The following is a 19,360-nucleotide window of genomic DNA, read 5'->3' as shown; positions in this document are numbered from 1 at the left end:
TTTCTGCGGGCCGGTGAGGGCTGGTCGCGCAGTTCCCCGCGCCCCTGACGGGGCGCCGCCCCGCCACGCGTACCCAGGCAAGCCTCAGCGACGCAGATCACCGTGCCCCTGACTACAGTGCGGACAGAGGAGTGGGTAGTCTCAGAGGACTGCATAAGTTACCGCTTAGTAATGCACCCTCGCAGGCCCGAGGAGCCCCTGAATGCAACTCGCCGCGATCATCGTGTCGCTGGTTCTGACCGTGGTCGGCATCGCGCTGATCGCACGCGCCATCGGCCAGTTCGTCCGGTACTTCAAGCTGGGCCAGCCCGTGCCCGCCGGGAGCCGCGCCGACAACCCCTACCAGCGCAGCGTGACGCTGGTGAAGGAGTTCCTCGGTCACACCCGGATGAACCGGTGGGGCATCGTCGGTTTCGCCCACTGGTTCGTGGCCGTCGGTTTCCTGACGCTGCCGCCGACCCTCGTGCAGGCCTTCGGTCAGCTCTTCCAGGCCGACTGGGTACTGCCGTTCATCGGTGAGTTTTTGCCGTTCGAGCTCTACATCGAGTTCATCGGCGTCATGACGATCCTGGGCATCGCCGTGCTCATGGTGATCCGGCTGCTGAGCCTGCCCTCGCGGGCCGGCCGCAAGTCCCGCTTCGCGGGCTCCAAGTCCGGTCAGGCGTACTTCGTCGAGTACGTCATCCTCACCATCGGCCTCGCGATCTACGTGCTGCGCGGCCTGGAGGGCGCACTGCACCACGTGGAGCACTACGAGGCCGGGTACTTCGCCTCGTACCCGCTGGTCCTGGCCTTCAAGGGCCTGAGCGTCCCCGCGCTGCAGAACCTGGTCTACCTCGTCGCGACGATCAAGATCGGCACGTCGTTCGTGTGGATGATCGTCGTCTCGCTGAACACCAACATGGGTGTGGCCTGGCACCGCTTCCTCGCCTTCCCGAACATCTGGTTCAAGCGCAAGTCCGACGGCGGTACGGCCCTGGGCGGGCTGCAGCCCATGACCTCCGGCGGCAGGCCGATCGACTTCACCGACCCCGGCGACGACGACGTCTTCGGCGTCTCCCAGGTCGAGCAGTTCTCCTGGAAGGGCCTGCTGGACTTCTCCACCTGCACCGAGTGCGGGCGCTGTCAGTCGCAGTGCCCCGCCTGGAACACCGGCAAGCCGCTCTCCCCGAAGCTGCTGATCATGTCGTTGCGCGACCACGCGCACGCCAAGGCCCCCTACCTCCTCGCCGGCGGCGGCAAGGACATGGAGGGCAACGAGAAGGCCTCGGCCGAGCAGCTCAAGGACGTGCCCGCCGCGGCCCTCGCCGAGGCCGAGCGGCCCCTCATCGGGACCCTGGAGGAGAACGGCGTCATCGACCCGGACGTCCTGTGGTCCTGCACCACCTGCGGCGCCTGTGTCGAGCAGTGTCCGGTCGACATCGAGCACGTCGACCACATCGTCGACATGCGCCGCTACCAGGTGATGATCGAGAGCGCCTTCCCGTCCGAGGCCGGGACGATGCTCAAGAACCTGGAGAAGAAGGGCAACCCCTGGGGTCTTGCCAAGAAGCAGCGTCTGGAGTGGACCAAGGAGGTCGACTTCGAGATCCCGGTCGTCGGCCGGGACATCGAGGACCTCACCGAGGTCGAGTACCTGTACTGGGTCGGCTGTGCGGGCGCGCTCGAAGACCGCGCCAAGAAGACCACCAAGGCCTTCGCGGAGCTGCTGCACATCGCGGGCGTCAAGTTCGCGATCATGGGCGGCGACGAGAAGTGCACCGGTGACTCCGCCCGGCGCCTCGGCAACGAGCCCCTGTTCCAGGAGCTCGGCATGGAGAACGTCTCCGCACTGAACATGGCGTTCGGCGAGGAGATGGACGACGAGGGCAACTTCCCCGCGGAGTCCAGGAAGCCGAAGTCCGCGAAGAAGATCGTCGCGACCTGCCCGCACTGCCTCAACACCCTCGGCAACGAGTACCCGCAGCTCGGCGGCGACTACGAGGTCATCCACCACACCCAGCTGCTCCAGCACCTCATCGACGAGGGCAAGCTGATCCCGGTGACCCCGGTCGAGGGCCTCATCACCTACCACGACCCCTGCTACCTGGGCCGCCACAACAAGATCTACACGCCCCCGCGCGAGATCATGTCGGCCGTCCCGGGCCTGCGTCAGCAGGAGATGCACCGCCACAAGGAGCGCGGCTTCTGCTGCGGCGCGGGTGGCGCGCGGATGTGGATGGAGGAGCGGATCGGCAAGCGCATCAACAACGAGCGCGTCGACGAGGCCCTCTCCCTCAACCCGGACATCGTCTCCACCGCCTGCCCGTTCTGCCTGGTCATGCTGACCGACTCGGTCAACGGCAAGAAGAACGACGGCAAGGCCAAGGAGTCCATCACGGTCGTCGACGTGGCCCAGCTGCTGCTCGACTCCGTGAAGACCCCGCTCGACGACGAGCCCCCGGCGGGTACGTCCGAGTCGGAGAGTGAGCCGGAGCCGCAGCCGGTGAAGTAGTCCACCGCGTCAGCACCGCCGACACCCCATGTCCCGCCCGGACATGGGGTGTCGGCGTCTCCGGTGCCGGTACCCGTGCCGGTGCCGGGGCTCAGTTCAGCCGGCTGAGGCGTCGGCCCCTGCTCTCGGCCACCCGCAGGGCCGCCTGCAGGGCCTCGCTCAACCGCTCGGCGAGGAAACGGAGTTCGCCCCGCGGGCTGTCCGGCAGCATCTCGTGGGCGTGCGCGAGGAGTTCCGTGCCCATGCCGAGCTGGATGGATTCCGTGGCGTCGGCGAGGCGGGAGAGAGGCCCGCCCTGGTCGTCGCTGATGAGATAGCAGGGCTTGCCCTCGGGCCCCGACCAGGGCAACAGGCGCGGCTGCTCCAGCGGTTGCGGTTCCATCAGGCGACCTCCACCCCGTGGATCCAGTACGGGCCCGGTGTGTCCAGCCCCAGGGTGGCCAGGGCCAGTTCGCGGCGCCGCCACCACTGTTCGTGGGCGGTCACATAAGGGCGTACGGCTCTGGTGGCGGTGGCGTCGAGCGGGCCGTCGAGCCCGTACGGGCTGCGATGGGCAGGGAGGGGCAGTACATCGGCTCGCGGCGGCAGATGGACGGCGGGTGCCGGACGGCCCGGCGGGCTGCGGTGCGCTCCGCGCGGGATGAGCAGGAGGCTCACCCAGACGGCAAGGCGATGGATAAGGTCGGTCATGTCATCAGCTCCGGTTCAGGACTGCTGGTGGCCGTGCCCCGGGGCGGCTCCACTCCGTCGCCGGGGTCTCTTGGGCATCCACCCTACTGCGGTGTACTGCTGTCTGCACTGTTAACTGTGAATCGCACAGATTACGGTCGTCTGCGCATGGTGGTGCGGTGATGGAATTTGCTGCCGACATCCCCCGCTGGCGCCAAGTGGCCGAGGTGATCCGCCGCCGCATCGAGGACGGCACCTACCCGCCGCGTACGCGCATCCCCTCTGTCGTGGAGATCACGGGCGAGTTCGGGATCGCCGCGGTCACCGCACAGAAGGTGCACAAGGGCCTGCGCGCAGAGGGGCTCATCTACACCGAACCCGGTCTGGGCTCCTTCGTCGCCGAGCGGCCGACCAAGGCCTCCGAGGAGACCAAGGAGTAGCCGGCACACCCCAGACCCCCAGAAGATCCAAGGCCCTTCCGTCGATCAACCGACGGGAGGGCCTTCGGCGTTCGGTCCCGACCCCCGCTGACCAGAGGTCTTTGACAGGTACGCGATCCGTGCTCCATCATCACTCCACTAGTCCACTAGTTCATTAGCTAAAGGGTGGTGATGGACGATGGAATTCCGGATCGACAGGCGCAGCGGGGTCGCCGCCTACCAGCAGATCGTTCAGCAGACCAAGCAGGCGCTGCGCCTCGGCGTACTCGTGCCCGGGGACCAGCTGCCGACGGCCAAGGAGGTCGCGGCGACCGCCGCGGTCAACCCGAACACCACGCTCAAGGCCTACCGCGAGCTGGACCGTGAGGGCCTGGTGGAGCTGCGGCCGGGTCTGGGCACCTTCGTCCGTCTGTCGCTGGCCAGCCCCCAGACGGGGGCGGACTCACCGCTGCGGGGCGAGCTGGAGGCGTGGATGGACCGGGCCCACGAGGCGGGTCTGGAGCAGGAGGACGTGACGGCGCTCGTCACGTCGGTGATGGAGGAGCGGTACGCCGAGACCGGGGCGACCGCCGAGAACGGGGGGCACGGATGATGAACCACGAGGCGGGCCACGGCTATTCGGCCGAGGAGTCCGCGATAGAGGCCCGCGGGGTCGGCAGGAGGTACCGCCGGGGCTGGGCGCTGCGGGACTGTTCCTTCCGGCTGCCCGCCGGGCGGATCTGCGGCCTGGTGGGCCCCAACGGCGCAGGCAAGACCACGCTGATGGCCATCGCCGCCAACCTGCTGGAGCCGACCACCGGTTCCCTGCGGGTGTTCGGGGCGGCCCCGGAGTCCGCGGAGGCCGGCCGGCGTACCGCCTTCCTCGCCCAGGAGAAGCCGCTGTTCAGGCGCTTCACCGTCGCCGAGACCCTGCGTCTGGGCCGCGAACTGAACCCCGGCTGGGACCAGCGGGCCGCCGAGAACATCGTCCGCGCGGGCAACGTGCCGTTCGAGGCGAAGATCGGCACCCTCTCCGGCGGCCAGCGCACCCGGGTGGCGTTCGCCGTCGCGTTCGGCAAGCGTCCCGACCTGCTGCTCCTCGACGAGCCGATGTCCGACCTCGACCCGCTGGTGCGCCACGAGCTGATGAGCACCCTGCTGGCCGAGGCCGCCGAGCGCGGCACCACCGTGCTGATGTCCACCCACATGCTCGCCGAGCTGGAGAACACCTGCGACTACCTGCTGGTCATCGCGGGCGGCGGGCTGCGCCTGGCCGGTGAGGTCGACGAACTCCGCACCTCCCACGCCCTGCTCACCGGCGCCCACACCGACGGGCACACGCCCCCGGAGCTCGCGTACCACACCGTGGTCGAAACCCGCCTCAGCGGACGGCAGTTCACCTCGCTGATCCGCCCCGACGGGCCGGTCGCCGGTCCCTGGCAGGCGAGCACCCCGAACCTGGAGGAACTCCTGCTCGCCTACCTGCGCACCCCCGAGGCACCACCCCTGATCAGCCCCAGCTCGTACATCGCACCGCAGGCGGTGGCCGCATGAGCACCATGACCCGCACCGGCAGCACCGGCGGCCCGGCACCCACCGGGACCGCTCCCGCCGAAGCAGGCCGAGGCCGCGGCCCGCGGCTCAGCGGCATGAACTGGCTCGTCTGGCGTCAGCACCGGGCCGCCTACTGGACCCTGCTGGCGGCCACCGCGGTCACCGTCGCCGTGATGATTTACCAACGCCAGCAGATGATGGCGTACCTCGACGGATACGGCTCCATCACCGGTCTGAAGGCCGGCTGGGAGGAGAAGTTCGGCCACCAGAAGCCGCTCAGCGCGGCCTCTCAGCTGATCGGGTTCGCGCCCGTCCTGATCGGGGTCTTCGTGGGGGCGCCCCTGCTCGCCGCGGACCTGGAGAACGGCACCGCCAAGCTCGTCACCACACAGTCCGCCAGCCGCGTCCGCTGGCTCGGCACCAAGCTCGGGACGACCCTGCTGCTGGTCGCGGTGTGCACCGCGGCGGTCTCCGCCGCGTTCACCTGGTGGTGGTCACCGGTCAAGTCGTCGTCGTACGTCCTGGACTGGTCCGGGGCCGCCTTCGACAGCAGCGGACCCGTGCCGGTGGCCCTCACCCTGTTCACCGTCGTCGGCGGCATCGCGATCGGCATGCTGCTGCGCCGGACCCTGCTGTCGATGGTCGTCACCCTGGGCTTCGCGGTCGTCGTGCAGGTGGTCTGGGCGTACTCCCGGATGTCCCTCGGGAACGTCATGACCCTCACCACCGACAAGGGCGTCGGGGAAGGCTCCTCCCCGGACGTGCCCGCCGGCGCCTACGCCATGGACGAGTTCTACCGCACCGCCTCCGGCGACCTCATCGGCTGGGGCAGTTGCGCCGAGGCGACGGAGAAGGCCAGAGACGCGTGCCTGGACAAGGCCCAGGTCGTCGGCTGGTCGGTCGACTACATCCCGATCTCGCAGATGTCCTCCATGCAGTGGCTCGGCGCCTCGATCCTGCTGGCCCTGACCGCCGGCATCGCGGCGTTCGTCATCCTCTGGGGCCGCAAGCGCCTCGTCTGACCCCTAGCGCCGCTGACCGAGCGCCGTTGTCCGAGCGCCGCTGACCGGCCGGGCTCGTCGTCCGGCCCGATCCCCTCGCGGTTCTCCTCCCGGTTCTCCTCGCAGTCCCTTTCCCAGTACGCGGCCGAGCGGCCAGGTGTCGCTCCGCCGCGCCCTGGTGCTGCCCCGAGCCGGCGGGCACATCGCCACGAACCATGTGAAAGGCACGAGTTGAAGTCGCACAAGCACAGGAAACGAGCGGTCGTCACGGTCCCGTCGGCTGCCGCTCTCGCGGCGGCGCTCGGCGCCGGACTGCTGGTGAGCACGTCCGGCGGCGCCCAGGCCGCCCCCGCCGAAGCCCCGCTCCCCGCCTCCGCCAGGACGGTCACGCTCGTGACCGGCGACAAGGTGGCCCTGGACGCCAAGGGCAAGGTCACCGGCGTGGTGGCCGCCGAGGGCCGAAAGGGGATCGGCTTCCGCATCCAGCAGGCAGCCGGTCACGCGTATGTCGTGCCGCGCGACGCCGAAGCCCTGATCGCGAACGGCACGGTCGACCGACGGCTGTTCGACGTGAAGCGGCTGGTCGGCGGGCACTACGACGACGCCCGCCGCTCCGACGTGCCGCTGATCGTCACCTACGACAAGGGCACGTCCGTGTCGGAGGGCACGTTCCGGAGTTCGGGCGCCACGGTCCGCCGGGATCTGCCGAGCATCAACGGCGACGCCGTACGCGCCCGTAAGTCCGAGGGCTCCGCGCTGTGGGAGACGCTCACCAGTGACACCGGCTCCGCGAAGGTCAGGAGGATCTGGCTGGACGGCAAGGTCAAGGCGAGCCTGGACCGGAGCGTGCCGCAGATCGGCGCACCCGCGGCCCACTCGGCGGGGTACGACGGCAAGGGCGTCAAGGTCGCCGTGCTCGACACCGGCGTCGACGCGACACATCCGGACCTGAAGGACCGTATCGACGCGGAGAAGAACTTCTCCGCCGCCGCGGACACCGTCGACCGCGCGGGCCACGGCACGCACGTGGCCTCGACGATCGTGGGCTCCGGGGCCGCGTCTCCCGCGGGCACCACGTACGCGGGGGTCGCGCCCGGCGCCCGGCTCCTGGTCGGCAAGGTGCTCGACGACGAGGGCTCGGGCGACGACTCCGGTGTCATCGCCGGTATGCAGTGGGCCGTCGCGCAGGGCGCCGAGGTCGTCAACATGAGCCTGGGCGGCGAGGACCGCCCCGGCATCGACCCCGTGGAACAGGCCGTCAACGACCTGTCGGCCAGTTCCGGCGCCCTGTTCGTGATAGCCGCCGGCAACGACGGTCCCAAGGAAGGCACGGTCGGCACGCCCGGCAGCGCCGCCGCCGCGCTCACCGTCGGCGCGGTCGACCGGCAGGACGCCCTCGCCGACTTCTCCAGCCGCGGTCCCACGGCCGACGGCTCCCTCAAGCCCGACCTCACCGCGCCTGGCGTCGACATCGTCGCCGCCAAGGCCGCCGAGGGTTTCATGGGCGAACCCGCCGCCGACGGCTACGTCTCCATGAGCGGTACGTCGATGGCGACCCCGCATGTGGCGGGCGCCGCCGCCATCCTCGCCCAGCAGCACCCCGACTGGACCGGCGAGCGGATCAAGGCCGCCCTCACCGCCTCCGCGAAGCCGGCCGCCGCCACCTCCGCGTACACGCAGGGCACCGGCCGGGTGGACGTCGACGCCGCTGTCGCCCAGCAGCTCACCAGCAGCCCGACCTCGCTGGGCTTCGGGACACAGGAGTTCCCCCACACCGACGACCAGCCAGTCACCAAGGACGTCACGTACCGCAACGCGGGTACCGGACCGGTCACCCTCGACCTGGCCACCGAGGCCTACGGCGACGACGGAAAGCCCACGGCCGAGGGCCTGTTCACCGTCTCACCGCGGCAACTCACCGTCCCGGCGGGCGGGGAGGCGACCGCCACCGTGACCGCCGACACGCGTGCGGGAACGACCGACGGCAGCTTCGGCGGCTCGGTGACCGCCACCACCGCCGACGGCACCACCACCGCGCGCACCTCCCTCGGCGTCGTCCGCGAGGTCGAGTCGTACGACCTGACCATCAAGCACCTCGACCTCGAGGGCAAGGTCCCCGACGACGCCGAGACGGGTATCTACGGCCTGGACAACGACATCTGGACGGAGGTCGCCGACAAGAGGGACGGCAAGGTCACCATCCGTCTTCCGAAGGGCCGTTACGCCCTGGAAGGAAGGTTCTTCACCGGCAGTTCCGGCCGGTCCGTGCTGCTGCACCCGAAGTTCGCGCTGACCAAGGACACGACCCTGGTCATGGACGCCCGGAAGACGAAGCCCGTCAAGGTCACCGTGCCGGACGGCGCGGCCAGGCCCGCGGGCGCGATGTTCTTCTTCCACGTCGACGTCAACAACAAGCCGTACACGTCCCTGTACGACGCCCCCTCTCTCGGCAGCCTGCGCGTCGGACAGCTCGGCGCCCCGGTGCCGGCCGCCGAGGCGTCCGCGATGTACCACGGCATCTGGACCCACAAGGCCGTCAACTACCGGCTGGCATGGAACCGTACGGGCGACCTGTCCGGCTTCACCAAGAACGTCGGGCGCTCGCAGCTCACCAAGGTCAAGGTCGTCGTCGGGACGCCGGTCAAGGGCAGGACGGCGACCGTCTGGGCCGCGCCGCTGATGCCCGGCGGCTACTTCAACCTCTTCCAGACGCCGGGCCGTCTGCCGCTGACCGGCACCGACTACGTACTGCCCAACGGCATCAAGTGGTTCTACCAGGTCAGCCAGCTCGGCGCCCCCGACGAAGAGGGCGACCCGACGTGGGAGAACACCCTGGTGGGCGCCCCCAGGGCGTACACGGCGGGCAGGGACCACACCCAGCGCTTCAACGTCGGCGTCTTCGGCCCGTCCCTCCCCTCGGGTCCGCTCGCGCACGGCGTCGACCGGCCGGGCGCGCTCCGCTCCGGCGACACCTTCTCGGCGTACCTGCCGCTGTTCTCCGACGCCGACGGCAACCTGGGCACCTCCGCCTACACGAAGGCCGGCAGCTCGCTCCACGCCGACGGCGAGAAGATCTTCGCCGTGGACGAACCGCTGAACGGCGAGTCACACACCGTCCCCGCCGGCCGGCGCACCTACAAGCTCGACGTGGACGTCTCCCGCGCCCCGGCGCAGTTCGCGGTCGGCACCCGGGTCGCCGCGACCTGGACCTTCGCCTCGGCCCATGTCGCCGGTGACACGTCCGAGCGGCTGCCGCTGACGGTCGTCCGCTTCGCTCCGAAGCTGTCGTTGGCCAGTACCGCCAAGGCCAGGACGACCCTCACCGTGCCCTTCACCCTCGAGGGCGCGGCCACCGAGGTCGCCTCGCTGCGCAAGCTCGCCTTCGCCGTCTCCTACGACAACGGCCGGACCTGGAAGAAGGCCAGTGCCGTGGACGGCAAGTTCCTCAAGCTGCGCAGCCCGGCCAAGCCCGGCACCGTCTCGCTGCGCGCCACCCTCACCGACGCAGACGGCAACACCCTGAAACAGACCCTTCACGGGGCCTACCGCACCACCAAGTAGGGGCGCGCACCCCACAAACCCCTGTATCCGGCCCGGGCCCCACAGGCCCGGGCCGGTCGCGTCTCAGAGGTCGCCGAACGGCTCCGCGTAAGTGAAGGTGCCGCGCACGGCCGGGTCGTACGCGGTCAGGGTGCGGACCTGGAAGTACTCGCCCCAGGCGGGGTCGGGCGCGTGGATGCCCAGCTCGGTGCTCGTCCGGAAGCCGTGGCGGCCGTAGTACGCGGGGCTGCCGAGCAGGGCGACCAGCGGCTCGCCGAGGGCGTCGGCGGCGCCGAGCACCGCGTGCATCAGGGCGCGGCCGACGCCGCGCCGCTGCAGGTCGGGGCGCACACCGATCGGGCCGAGCCCGACGGCCGGCACCCCGTCGACGTGGCCGCGCGTACAGACGACGTGGCCGACGACCTCGTCCTTCTCGTCGACCGCCACGTACGACAGCTCCGGCAGCCAGCCGTCACAGGTCCGCAGCGCGTCGAGCAGGGTGGCCTCCACGGGGTCCGGGGTGTCCGGCTTCGCGAAGGCGGCCGCGATCACGGCACGCACGGCGGATACGTCCGCGGGGGTCTCACGTCGGGTCAGCACGGGGCCAGTGTCGGCGGCGGCAACCGGCGCCGCAAAGCAATATCCCGGCGGGGCGAGGCGGCCGGGCGGGGACTGAGCAGACGTGGCCGGGGCCGCAGGGAGGGCGTGCGTGCGTCAGGTGTCCCGCTCCCGGCCCAGCGCGGCCGTCAGACCGCCCCGCCGCCGGATGCCCAACTTCCGGTACGTGCTGGTCAGATGGGTCTCCACGGTGCGGCGCGCCAGGTGCAGCAGCTCCGCGATCTCCGTGTTCGTGCGGCCGTCGGCGGCCAGTTCGGCGATGCGGCGCTCGCTTCCGGTGAGCGCGCCCGAGCCGGTGAGCGCCGTCGCGGTGCGGCGCGCGCCACCCTCACGCAGGGCCTCCTCGGCGGTGGCCCGCAGCCGCACGGCGCCCAGCCGTTCGGCACGCTCGGCCGCCTCCCGCAGGCAGTCACGGGCACGGGCCCGGTCCCCCGCCGCGGTGAGCTGGCGTCCCTGGGCGACCAGCGCGGGAATCAGCTCCGTGTCCACACCGGCGTCCCTCAGCGCCCGTACGGACCGGTCGGCGAGCTCCAGACCGCGCCGCCCGCCGGTCGCCGTGCCGAGCACCCGCAGGGCGCGCCCCACCAGGCGCGGGGTGTCCCACACCTGGGCCAGCCGCAGTTCCTCCTCGGCCAGTTCGAGTGCCTCCCGGGGCCGGCCGAGTGCCAGACGGCATTCCGCCGCGGCCGTCCGCCAGGGGGTGACGACCGGGCTCACCACGTCACGGGCCGACTGGCGGCGCCCGCATTCGAGGAAGTCGCCGAGCGCTCCCGCCGGATCCCCGGCCGCGGCCCGCAGCACACCGCGCGCGTACAGGAACCGGTTCAGCTCCCAGGAGTCCTGCGCCTCCCTCAGGTCGAAGCCGCCTGCGAGCCGGCGGGCCTGCGCCACCCTGCCGGTCTCGACCAGCGCGACCAGCGCGTGGGCCTGGCCGTTGGCAGGGCCGGAGCGGGCCCCCGCCGGCCGCGGGGCCTCGGGCCCGGTGAGCAGGCGCGCGTAGTCGCCGCGGGCCGCCGCGATGTCGGCCCCGACGTTCAGCAGGGCCCGGTGCATGGGGTGCAGCAGGGACGGCCGCTGCCGGGCGAGCCCGCGCTCGACGAGCCGCTCCGCCTCGTCGAGTTCGTCGGCCCACTGCGCGACGGCGGCGGCCGTGCCCAGCAGGAACGGCTCCGCGAGCGGGTCGGCGGGTTCCGCGAGCAGGGCGCGCACCCGTTCCATGGCGGCGTCCGCCGAGATCAGGCCCGCTGTCGCCTCGTACCGTACGAGCAGTGCCTGACCGGCGGTGCCGACCAGGCCCGGTGAGCGCCCGGCGGTCTCCCGCAGCCAGCGGTACACCTCCTGCCGGATCTCCTGGTCGTGGTCGGAGAGCAGTGCCGAGGCGATGTGGACCGTGCGGGACAGGTCGGGGTGGCCCGTCAGCTGGGGGTCGAGGGAGCGCAGCACGTCGACGGCGGCGCGGGCCTCGCCCCGCCCGGCCAGCGCCGTGCCCAGGGCCACCGCGGCACGGACCCGGTCCTGCGGCACGCCCGGCAGCCGCACCGCCTCGGCGAGGCGCGGGATTCCGGCGGAAGAGCGCACGGTGGCGTACTCCAGGGAGCCCAGTTCCGTGAGGAGGCGCTGGCGGTGGTCGTCGGGCAGCGGCTCGTCCAGGGCCCTGCGCAGACAGGGCAGGGCGTCGGCGGTACGGCCCTCGCGGACGGCGATGGCGGCGGCGTCCAGGAGGACCCCGGTGGCCCACTCCTCGCCCACCGTGCCGGAGCGCAGCAGCTGGCCGGCGACGGCCTCGGCGCGGTCGCCGCGGCGCAGCATCACCTCGGCGGCCGCCCGGTGTGCGGCCTGCCGCCGCGGACCGGGCCAGCCGCTCAGCACCGCGTCCCGCAGCAGGGGATGGGCGAATCGGGGCCGCCCGTCGGCGCCGGGGCGCAGGATCCCCAGCCGTGTCATGGCGGTGAGCCAACCCGCCACCCGTGCCGGGTCGGCACCGGCCACCGCGCCGACGAGCTCGGCGAGTCCGGTGAGCCCGTCACCGACCGGGAACAGGCCGCCGACGAAGGCATGGTCGTCCTCCGGAGGCCGGGTCCGGGCGGCCGCGATACGGATCGGGTGGCCATGGGCGGGGTTGGAGGCGGGGTCGGAGACTGAACCGGAGACAGGGCCGGAGACAGGGCCGGAATCAGCCCTGTCCGAGTGGCCGTGGGCCGGGTAGGTCGCTGCCCAGTCCAGGTGGCCGTGATCCGGATCGGCCGGTGTCCAGTCCGGGTGGCCATGGGTCGGGTGCCCATGGGTCGGGTGGGTCGGAGGCCGGTCCAAGGGACCGTGATCCGGATCGGCCGGTGTCCAGTCCGGGTGGCCATGGGTCGGGTGCCCATGGGCCGGGTGGGTCGGAGGTCGGTCCAAGGGACCGTGATCCGGGTCGGCCGGTGTCCACGCCGGGCGGCCGTCGTACGGGTCGGCCGGGGGCCGGCCGGTGACGGGGCCGTACGCGGCATCGGCCGCGGGGCGGTCCTCCTGCAGTGCCGCCAGCGCCCGCGCCACCTCCGCCGTCGCGGGGCCCGCGCTGTCCAGCCACCACGACACCGCGGCCTGGTAGGTCCCCGGATACAGCGCGGCGCAGGTCTTCGGCACGGTGGCCGGCAGGGTTCCGCGCAGGTCGTCCAGCAGGGCACGCAGCAGCAACGGGCTGCCCGCTCCCGCCCGTACGCAGTCCTCCACCCACGTCCCGGGCACCCCGCCGAAGTCCGAACGGACCAGGCTCGTCGTGGAGTCGACGCCCAGCGGAGGGAGCGTCAGGGTGCGGACGAGCGCGGGCGAGAGCGTGTGGGCGAGACCGGCCGCCGGAGCGTCGATGTCGTACTGGCTGCGCTCGGTCACCACCAGCAGAACGGGTAATCGGTCCACCCTTCGCGCGGCGTCGGCGAGCCAGCGCCGCGAGGAGTCGTCCGCGAGATGGACGTCGTCCACGGTGACGAGGAGCGGCGGCCCGGCCGCGTACGAACGCAGCAGCCGCCACAGCCAGGCGGCCCGGGCACGTTCGTCCGGCATCCGGCCCGCGTCCGCGAACTCCTCGTTCGGACCGACAAGTTGACGAACCACGGCGAAGGGAACGGTGGTGTCGTCGGGCGAGCAGCGGGCCCGCAGCACCCGCATCCCGGCCGCCTCCGCCTGCTCGGCGGCGGCCTCCAGGAGCGCGGAACGGCCCGTGCCGGTGGCGCCCCGCAGCAGGACCAGCCGACCCGATCCGGCGCGGGCGCGCACGGCCTCGGCGGCGACCAGCTCCAGGGCCTCCCCGCGTTCAAGCAGCGGTGCGTCCATTCCTGCCTCCCTCACAGCCGTGATGCGGTCCCCTGTGTGGGACGGGGGAACACACGGCCCGCGTTGCGTGACATGACCCACGGTCAGAAACGCGCCACGGTCCCCGATCTCGTGGTGTGTCTCGTGGTGCTCCACGATTGCGCCCGGCGCGCGGGGCACAGAAATGTGGTTCTCGCACGCCTGTCACAGACGCAACAGAGTTGACGGGCCAGTGAACATAGGGGAGTCGGTTGCGCAGCTCATTCGGGACCACGACTCCGGGCACGGCCGAGCCGGAGTCCCGCATACCCGTGGCGGTGCACGCGTCGGACCCGATCTCCCGGGAGGGCGCGCTCAGCCAGCTGCGGCAGCACCCGGTGATCGACCTCCGCGAGGAGACCGAGACCGGCCCGGACACCGTCGCCCTGCTGATCAGCGAGACACTGGACGAGGCGGCCCTGTCCCGGCTGCGCCGCCTGGTGCGCAGCGAGGGAGCCCGTGCCGTCCTCGTGGTGAGCGTGATCCGCGAGACCGAGCTCCTCGACGTCATCGAGTGCGGCGTCGGAGCCATCGTGTGGCGCCACGAGGCCACCGCGCACCGGCTGGTGCAGGCGGTCGTCGCGGCCTCCCGCGGCGACGGCGACCTGCCCGCCGATCTGCTCGGGCGGCTGATCAGCCAGGTGGGATCGCTGCACCGCACCGCGAGCAGCCATCCCGGTGCCCCCTCCTCGGGACTCGCACCCCGTGAGGTGGACGTACTGAGGCTGGTCGCCGAAGGGCTCGACACCGGGGAGATCGCCAGCAAGCTGTCCTACTCCGAACGGACCGTCAAGAACGTGATGCACGGGCTCACCACCCGACTGCATCTGCGCAACCGGGCGCATGCCGTGGCCCATGCCCTCCGCGAAGGCTACATCTGACCGAACGGGCAATCGAAACGGAAGCGTGGGCAGCACGGTCTGCCCGGCGGTCGTCCCCGGCGTGCCTGCGGAGGCGAAGGCTCCGCAGGGCACGATCGACAGCGACAGCAACAGCAACAGCGGCGCCGGCAACAGCGATGCCGGTGCCGGTGGGGCTCGGCGGCCTCCCGGCACGGTACGGCGGGGCACGGCAGGGCACAGCACGGCAGGGCGGGAGCACGACGGTGATCCACGAGGTGGACGAGGTCCTCAAGCGGCTGCTCGGGGGTGGCGCCCTGGCCGGTTCCGGCATCGAGATCGCCTTCGAGGCCCCGACCCGCGACTGGGCGGCCCGGCGCAACGCCCCGGCCGTCAACGCCTACTTGTACGACATCCGCGAGGACGTCAACCGGCGCCAGCGCGGCCAGGTCACCGTCCGCGACGAGCGCGACATCGTCGTACGCCGCCGCCAGCCGCCCCGCTGGTTCAGGCTGTCGTACCTGGTCACCGCCTGGACCAAACAGCCCCAGGACGAACACCGTCTGCTCTCGGCGGTGTTGGCGACCATGCTGCCCCGCGAACTGCTCGCCCCGGAGGAACTGCCGGGCGCCCTCGGCGCGATGGGCCTGTCGGTACCGCTCACGGTGGCCGGGCTGCACACCGAGTCCCGTTCCATGGCCGAGATCTGGTCGGCCCTGGGCGGCGAACTCAAGCCGTCGCTCGACCTCGTGGTCACCGCACCCTTCCCGTCCTTCCCCGAGTACGACGTCGGTCCCCCGGTCACGGAGGGCGCGGTCCGGGTACGCGGCATGGACGGCACCCTGGAGGGCTCGCAGGAGCGCAGCCACCGGCCCCGGCGGCCGGAATCCGCGCCGGACACCGCGCCGGACACCGCGCCGGACACCGCGCCGGACACCGGCGAACGACGGCCCGGAGAACAGCACCCCGGAGAACAGCAGCAGTGACCACTCACGCCTCCCGAACGGCCGACACGATCCTCACCCGCCTCGCCCGACTGCGCGCCCGCGTCGCCGAGTTGGTGGCGGAGCGCAGCGCCGGCGACCCCACCGCGGACGATCCGCTGCGCGGGCTGTACCTCTCCGAGGAGGCCGTACGGTCTCTTCTGGGGCCCACGACGACATCGTGGACCTCCGTGTTCGAGGACACGGCCGAACCCGGGGGCGTGGCAGCGGGCGGCAACGCGGGAGACACGGAGGCCGGTCCGGGCGACCGGCTGGTGCGGCTCGCGGTACGCCTCGGGCTCACCGAACTGGACACCCGGATCCTGCTCATCACCCTCGCCCCCGAGCTGGACCGCTCCTTCGAGCCGCTGTACGGGTACCTCAACGACGACATCAGCAGACGGCTCGCCACCGCCGGGCTGGCGCTCGACCTGTGCGGGCTGCCCGCGCACCTCGCTGAGGCGCGGGCCCGGCTGCATCCCTCCGCGCCCCTGACCGCGCTCGGACTGCTGACCGTCGAGGAGCCCGAACGGCCCTTCCTCAGCCGGTCGTTGCGCGTGCCCGACCGGCTCGTCGCCCATCTGCTCGGCGACGACACACCGGACGCGGCGCTCGGCGGGTACGTCCATCCGCTCGACCTGCCCACCTTCGCGTCCTCCTCCGTGTCCACCTCCGTGTCCACCTCCGCGTCCGCATCGGCCTCCACGTCGGCGTCCTCGCCGGAGGGGGAGTTCACCGCCAAGCTGGCCGGCCGGCTGGCCTCGGCTCCCCTCACCGTCTATCTGCGCGAGCACCGTGAGGGCGACGGGCTCGTGTGCGCGACGGGCGCCCTGCGCGCGGCCGGTATCGAGGCCCTGCACTTCTCTCCCGTAGCGGTCGGCAAGACGCTCCCCGAACTGCTCGCCGACCTCCTCCCCCGCCTGCTGCGCGAAGCCCGGCTGCGCGACCGTGCGATCGTCGTGTCGCCGCTGCCGGAGAAGCCGGGCCCGCTCCTGCGGGCGCTGTCGGCGGCCGGCGTACCCGTGCTGGTCACCGGGCCCCGGCCGTACGACCCCCAGTGGTGCGACCACGACCCACTGGTCCTCGACGCACCCCGGGGGCGGGCGGGCGCCGTGGACACCTGGGCGGCCGCGCTCGGCACCGGAGCGGACGGTCCGGGTTTCGACCTGGCCGTCACCGTCGCCCCGTACCGGCTCGGCGGCGACCGGATCGAACGGGCCGCCCGCGCGGCCCTGGACCTCGCCGCGTTCGACGGCACGCCGGTGACCGCCACCCACCTCCGGCTGGCCGCCCGGCAGCAGTCCGCCTCCGGCCTGGAGCAGCACGCCCGCCGGATCCGGCCCGACGTCGGCTGGGACGACCTCGTCCTGCCGGACCGACCCCTCACCCAGCTGCACGAACTCGCCCTGCGCGCCCGCCACCGCGACCGGGTGCTCGGCGACTGGCGGCTCAGCGCCGGAGGCGGCCGGGGCCACGGCGTCCTCGGGCTCTTCGCGGGCGAGTCCGGTACCGGCAAGACCCTGTCGGCCGAGGTCGTCGCCGCCGAACTCGGCCTGGACCTCTACGTCGTGCAGCTCTCGTCGATCGTCGACAAGTACGTGGGCGAGACCGAGAAGAACCTCGAACGGATCTTCACCGAGGCCGACCGTACGGACGCCGTGCTGCTCTTCGACGAGGCCGACGCCGTCTTCGGCAAGCGTTCGGAGGTCAAGGACTCCCACGACAAACACGCCAACATGGAGAGCGCGTACCTGCTCCAGCGTCTGGAGTCCTTCGACGGCATCGCCCTGCTCACGACCAACCTGCGGGCCAACATCGACGAGGCGTTCACCCGGCGGCTGGACCTGGTGGTCGACTTCCCCTTCCCGGACGCCGAGCAGCGGCGGGCGCTGTGGCGGCACAGTCTTGCCCACGTTCCGTGTGCCGAGGGGATCGAACCGGAGGCGGCCGCGCGGGACTTCGAGCTGGCCGGGGGGTCCATTCGGAGTGCGGTCGTCACCGCCGCGTATGCCGCTGCCGGGCGTGGGGGGGCGGTCACGACCGGGGATCTGTTGGAGGGGGCTCGGCGGGAGTATCGGAAGGCGGGGCGGCTGGTACCGGGGGAAGGTGGCTGGTAGCCGCCTTCCCCTGTTCTGGGGTGCCGGGTGTTTCTTGGCTGCGGGCCGGTGGGGGCTGGTCGCGCAGTTCCCCGCGCCCCTAAAAGATTGCGCCGTTCCCCGCGCCCCTAAAAGACTGCGCCGTTCCCCGCGCCCCCTAAAGGACTGCGCAGTTCCCCGCGCCCCTAAATGCCCGCACCCCTCAACGAATGCGCCGTTCCCCGCGCCCCCTGAAGGACTGCGCAGTTCCCCGCGCCCCTAAATGTCCGCACCCCTCAGCGAATGCGCCGTTCCCCCGCGCCCCTAAATGCCCGCGCCCCTCAGCGAATGCGCCGTTCCCCCGCGCCCCTGAATGCGCGTCCCCAGAAGACCGTTCGGCCTCGCGCCCCTAAATGCACGCGCCTGGACGCGTCTTCCGCGGCCGGGGGTGGTCAGACCGTGAACTTGACTGCTTCCAGCCAGAGGTCGTTGGTGAGGGTGCCGCCGAAGATGAAGCCCTCGCCCTCGCCGGGCTTGTCGCAGCCCATGCCGTGCCAGCCCTCGTTGTGGACGTGGGTGGTCTGGCAGACCGGGCCGCCGCCCTCGTCGACGTTGATGGTGAAGCCCAGCATGTTCTGGGCGTCCTGCTTGGTGCTGCCGATGTAGTTGTCGATGCCGTCGGGCACGCCCGACCAGGGCACGTTGTTGTAGTAGCCCTTGCCGTTCGTCGACCCCGGGTTGTGGATGAAGGCGACACCGGCCGTGCCCTTGGTGCCGGACACCGCGATGTTGAGGGCCTTGATCGATTTGCTCTGGCCCACCGAGCCGGCCGTCTCGCCGTCGCACACCGCGTCCGTCCAGCCCTTGTCGGTGACGAAGGCCCGGTAGCAGATGTGCCGCCCGCCCGGGTCCTGCGCGGCCAGTTGCTGGACGGCGGTCGCCGCGGTCCGCTCCGGGGTCTTCTTCTCCTTCTCCGAGCCACCACCACCGCCCGAGCCGCCGCCGCCCGCCGGCGGCGCCTCCGCGGCGGGCGTGGGTGTCGTGGCGGGGACGGTGGGCGTGGGCGGGGCGGGCGGCGACACCGAAGGGCTGGCAGGCGGCAACGTACTGATGCCGGCTTCCTGGAGCTGCTCCTTGGCCTGGCTGCGGACCTGGGGCTTGTAGGCGATCCACAGCATCACGAACGTGATCGCGAGCGCCATGAAGACGCCCAGGAAGGTGGCCAGCCAGCGCGGCAGGAAGCCCCGCTGCACGTACGTGCCCTCGACATCCAGCGGGGTGACCCCCGACCGCTGCACGGCCAGCGTGTACGGCCGCTCCTCCTTCGACCCGAACCAGATGATCTGCCGCGGCTTCAGCGTCGCCTTCACGAACGCCGCACGACCCGGCTCGATCTGCACATTGCTCGGATGGATGTCATACGAGAGCTGATCGCCGTTGTCACTCCCGCCGACCGACGCCGTGACCTTCGTGTTGCCGAGGTTGTCCACCGCCAGCTTCGGCCGGCCCCGGAACCTGCCCTTCACCGTCGGCGGCACCAGCTCCGCCCGCACCTCCGTGAACGGCGTGATCGTCAAGTTCCCCTCCGGGACCGTGACCGCCTCCGGATGCTCCGTCGGCGTGATCCGCACCGCATACGGATTCGGACCCGCCGTCGCATCCGGCGTACGCGGCGGCGCGAACGACAACTCCACCGACCCCGTCGTCCCCGGATACAACCGCAACGACTGCGGCTCCACACTCGTCCAGGGCGCCAGATCACCAACCGCCTCGAAGCGGTACTCATCGACCACGTCACCGGTATTGCGCACACGCAACCGCACAGTCGTACTACCACC

General features: G+C 71.7%; 14 protein-coding genes. 9 read left to right on the top strand and 5 right to left on the bottom strand.

Features of this window, described 5'->3' with window-relative positions:
• Positions 1 to 202 precede the first annotated feature (202 nt).
• Positions 203 to 2,494 carry a (Fe-S)-binding protein gene (locus KUF83_RS30740; RefSeq protein ID WP_217458266.1) on the top strand — a complete coding sequence of 764 codons (2,292 nt, stop codon included), beginning with the start codon at positions 203 to 205 and terminating at the stop codon, positions 2,492 to 2,494.
• Positions 2,495 to 2,585: 91 nt separating this feature from the next.
• Here KUF83_RS30740 and KUF83_RS30735 read toward each other — a convergent pair whose 3' ends face one another.
• Positions 2,586 to 2,876, bottom strand: a complete 291-nt coding sequence (locus tag KUF83_RS30735; RefSeq protein ID WP_217458265.1) for a hypothetical protein — start codon at positions 2,874 to 2,876, stop codon at positions 2,586 to 2,588.
• Positions 2,876 to 3,184, bottom strand: coding sequence for a hypothetical protein (locus KUF83_RS30730; RefSeq protein WP_217458264.1), 309 nt, complete (start codon positions 3,182 to 3,184; stop codon positions 2,876 to 2,878). Before KUF83_RS30730 ends, KUF83_RS30735 begins: the two co-directional genes overlap by 1 nt.
• A gap of 161 nt (positions 3,185 to 3,345) precedes the next feature.
• On the opposite strand from KUF83_RS30730, the gene KUF83_RS30725 reads away from it, so the two are divergent.
• The 5 genes from KUF83_RS30725 (at position 3,346) to KUF83_RS30705 (ending at position 9,698) form a co-directional block, all read left to right on the top strand.
• Positions 3,346 to 3,603: a GntR family transcriptional regulator gene (locus KUF83_RS30725; RefSeq protein ID WP_217458263.1), complete on the top strand. Its 258-nt coding sequence runs from the start codon at positions 3,346 to 3,348 to the stop codon at positions 3,601 to 3,603.
• Positions 3,604 to 3,781: 178 nt separating this feature from the next.
• The gene (locus tag KUF83_RS30720; protein ID WP_217458262.1) at positions 3,782 to 4,195 is read left to right on the top strand and encodes a GntR family transcriptional regulator; all 414 of its coding nucleotides are present in this window, start codon (positions 3,782 to 3,784) and stop codon (positions 4,193 to 4,195) included.
• Positions 4,195 to 5,136, top strand: coding sequence for an ABC transporter ATP-binding protein (locus KUF83_RS30715; RefSeq protein ID WP_374106207.1), 942 nt, complete (start codon positions 4,195 to 4,197; stop codon positions 5,134 to 5,136). The genes KUF83_RS30720 and KUF83_RS30715 overlap by 1 nt, the downstream gene beginning before the upstream one ends.
• Positions 5,133 to 6,158, top strand: coding sequence for an ABC transporter (locus tag KUF83_RS30710; RefSeq protein WP_217458260.1), 1,026 nt, complete (start codon positions 5,133 to 5,135; stop codon positions 6,156 to 6,158). Before KUF83_RS30715 ends, KUF83_RS30710 begins: the two co-directional genes overlap by 4 nt.
• 210 nt (positions 6,159 to 6,368) lie before the next feature.
• Positions 6,369 to 9,698, top strand: a complete 3,330-nt coding sequence (locus KUF83_RS30705; protein ID WP_217458259.1) for a S8 family peptidase — start codon at positions 6,369 to 6,371, stop codon at positions 9,696 to 9,698.
• 63 nt (positions 9,699 to 9,761) lie between these two features.
• On the opposite strand, the gene KUF83_RS30700 is transcribed toward KUF83_RS30705, so the two are convergent.
• Positions 9,762 to 10,277: a GNAT family N-acetyltransferase gene (locus KUF83_RS30700; protein ID WP_217458258.1), complete on the bottom strand. Its 516-nt coding sequence runs from the start codon at positions 10,275 to 10,277 to the stop codon at positions 9,762 to 9,764.
• 114 nt (positions 10,278 to 10,391) lie between these two features.
• Complete coding sequence (locus KUF83_RS30695; RefSeq protein ID WP_217458257.1) at positions 10,392 to 13,607, bottom strand: AAA family ATPase; 3,216 nt, start codon at positions 13,605 to 13,607, stop codon at positions 10,392 to 10,394.
• A 230-nt stretch (positions 13,608 to 13,837) separates the two neighbouring features.
• Between KUF83_RS30695 and KUF83_RS30690 the strand changes: the two genes are divergently transcribed.
• From KUF83_RS30690 to KUF83_RS30680, 3 genes are all read left to right on the top strand, one after another.
• The gene (locus tag KUF83_RS30690; protein WP_217458256.1) at positions 13,838 to 14,506 is read left to right on the top strand and encodes a response regulator transcription factor; all 669 of its coding nucleotides are present in this window, start codon (positions 13,838 to 13,840) and stop codon (positions 14,504 to 14,506) included.
• A gap of 224 nt (positions 14,507 to 14,730) precedes the next feature.
• Positions 14,731 to 15,450, top strand: a complete 720-nt coding sequence (locus KUF83_RS30685) for a DUF4255 domain-containing protein (RefSeq protein ID WP_217458255.1) — start codon at positions 14,731 to 14,733, stop codon at positions 15,448 to 15,450.
• Positions 15,447 to 17,564 (top strand): ATP-binding protein, encoded by a 2,118-nt coding sequence (locus KUF83_RS30680; RefSeq protein ID WP_217458254.1) that lies wholly within the window; start codon positions 15,447 to 15,449, stop codon positions 17,562 to 17,564. The genes KUF83_RS30685 and KUF83_RS30680 overlap by 4 nt, the downstream gene beginning before the upstream one ends.
• A gap of 410 nt (positions 17,565 to 17,974) precedes the next feature.
• Here the strand turns inward: KUF83_RS30680 and KUF83_RS30675 are convergent.
• Positions 17,975 to 19,360, bottom strand: a 1,386-nt coding sequence (locus KUF83_RS30675) for a hydrolase (protein WP_254644624.1), incomplete at its 5' end; no start/stop codon positions are given.

Source organism: Streptomyces sp. BV286, from assembly GCF_019090165.1.
GTDB lineage: Bacteria > Actinomycetota > Actinomycetes > Streptomycetales > Streptomycetaceae > Streptomyces.
The sequence above is the reverse complement of the archived record's forward strand: the minus strand, read 5'-3'. Positions and strand labels throughout refer to the sequence as shown.

Excerpts from the sequence above, each read along its gene's own strand:
- KUF83_RS30710 (WP_217458260.1), top strand. The coding sequence starts at position 5,133 with ATGAGCACCATGACCCGCACCGGCAGCACCGGCGGCCCGGCACCCACC.
- KUF83_RS30730 (WP_217458264.1), bottom strand. The coding sequence starts at position 3,184 with ATGACCGACCTTATCCATCGCCTTGCCGTCTGGGTGAGCCTCCTGCTC.
- KUF83_RS30740 (WP_217458266.1), top strand. The coding sequence starts at position 203 with ATGCAACTCGCCGCGATCATCGTGTCGCTGGTTCTGACCGTGGTCGGC.
- KUF83_RS30725 (WP_217458263.1), top strand. The coding sequence starts at position 3,346 with ATGGAATTTGCTGCCGACATCCCCCGCTGGCGCCAAGTGGCCGAGGTG.
- KUF83_RS30715 (WP_374106207.1), top strand. The coding sequence starts at position 4,195 with ATGAACCACGAGGCGGGCCACGGCTATTCGGCCGAGGAGTCCGCGATA.
- KUF83_RS30695 (WP_217458257.1), bottom strand. The coding sequence starts at position 13,607 with ATGGACGCACCGCTGCTTGAACGCGGGGAGGCCCTGGAGCTGGTCGCC.
- KUF83_RS30720 (WP_217458262.1), top strand. The coding sequence starts at position 3,782 with ATGGAATTCCGGATCGACAGGCGCAGCGGGGTCGCCGCCTACCAGCAG.
- KUF83_RS30735 (WP_217458265.1), bottom strand. The coding sequence starts at position 2,876 with ATGGAACCGCAACCGCTGGAGCAGCCGCGCCTGTTGCCCTGGTCGGGG.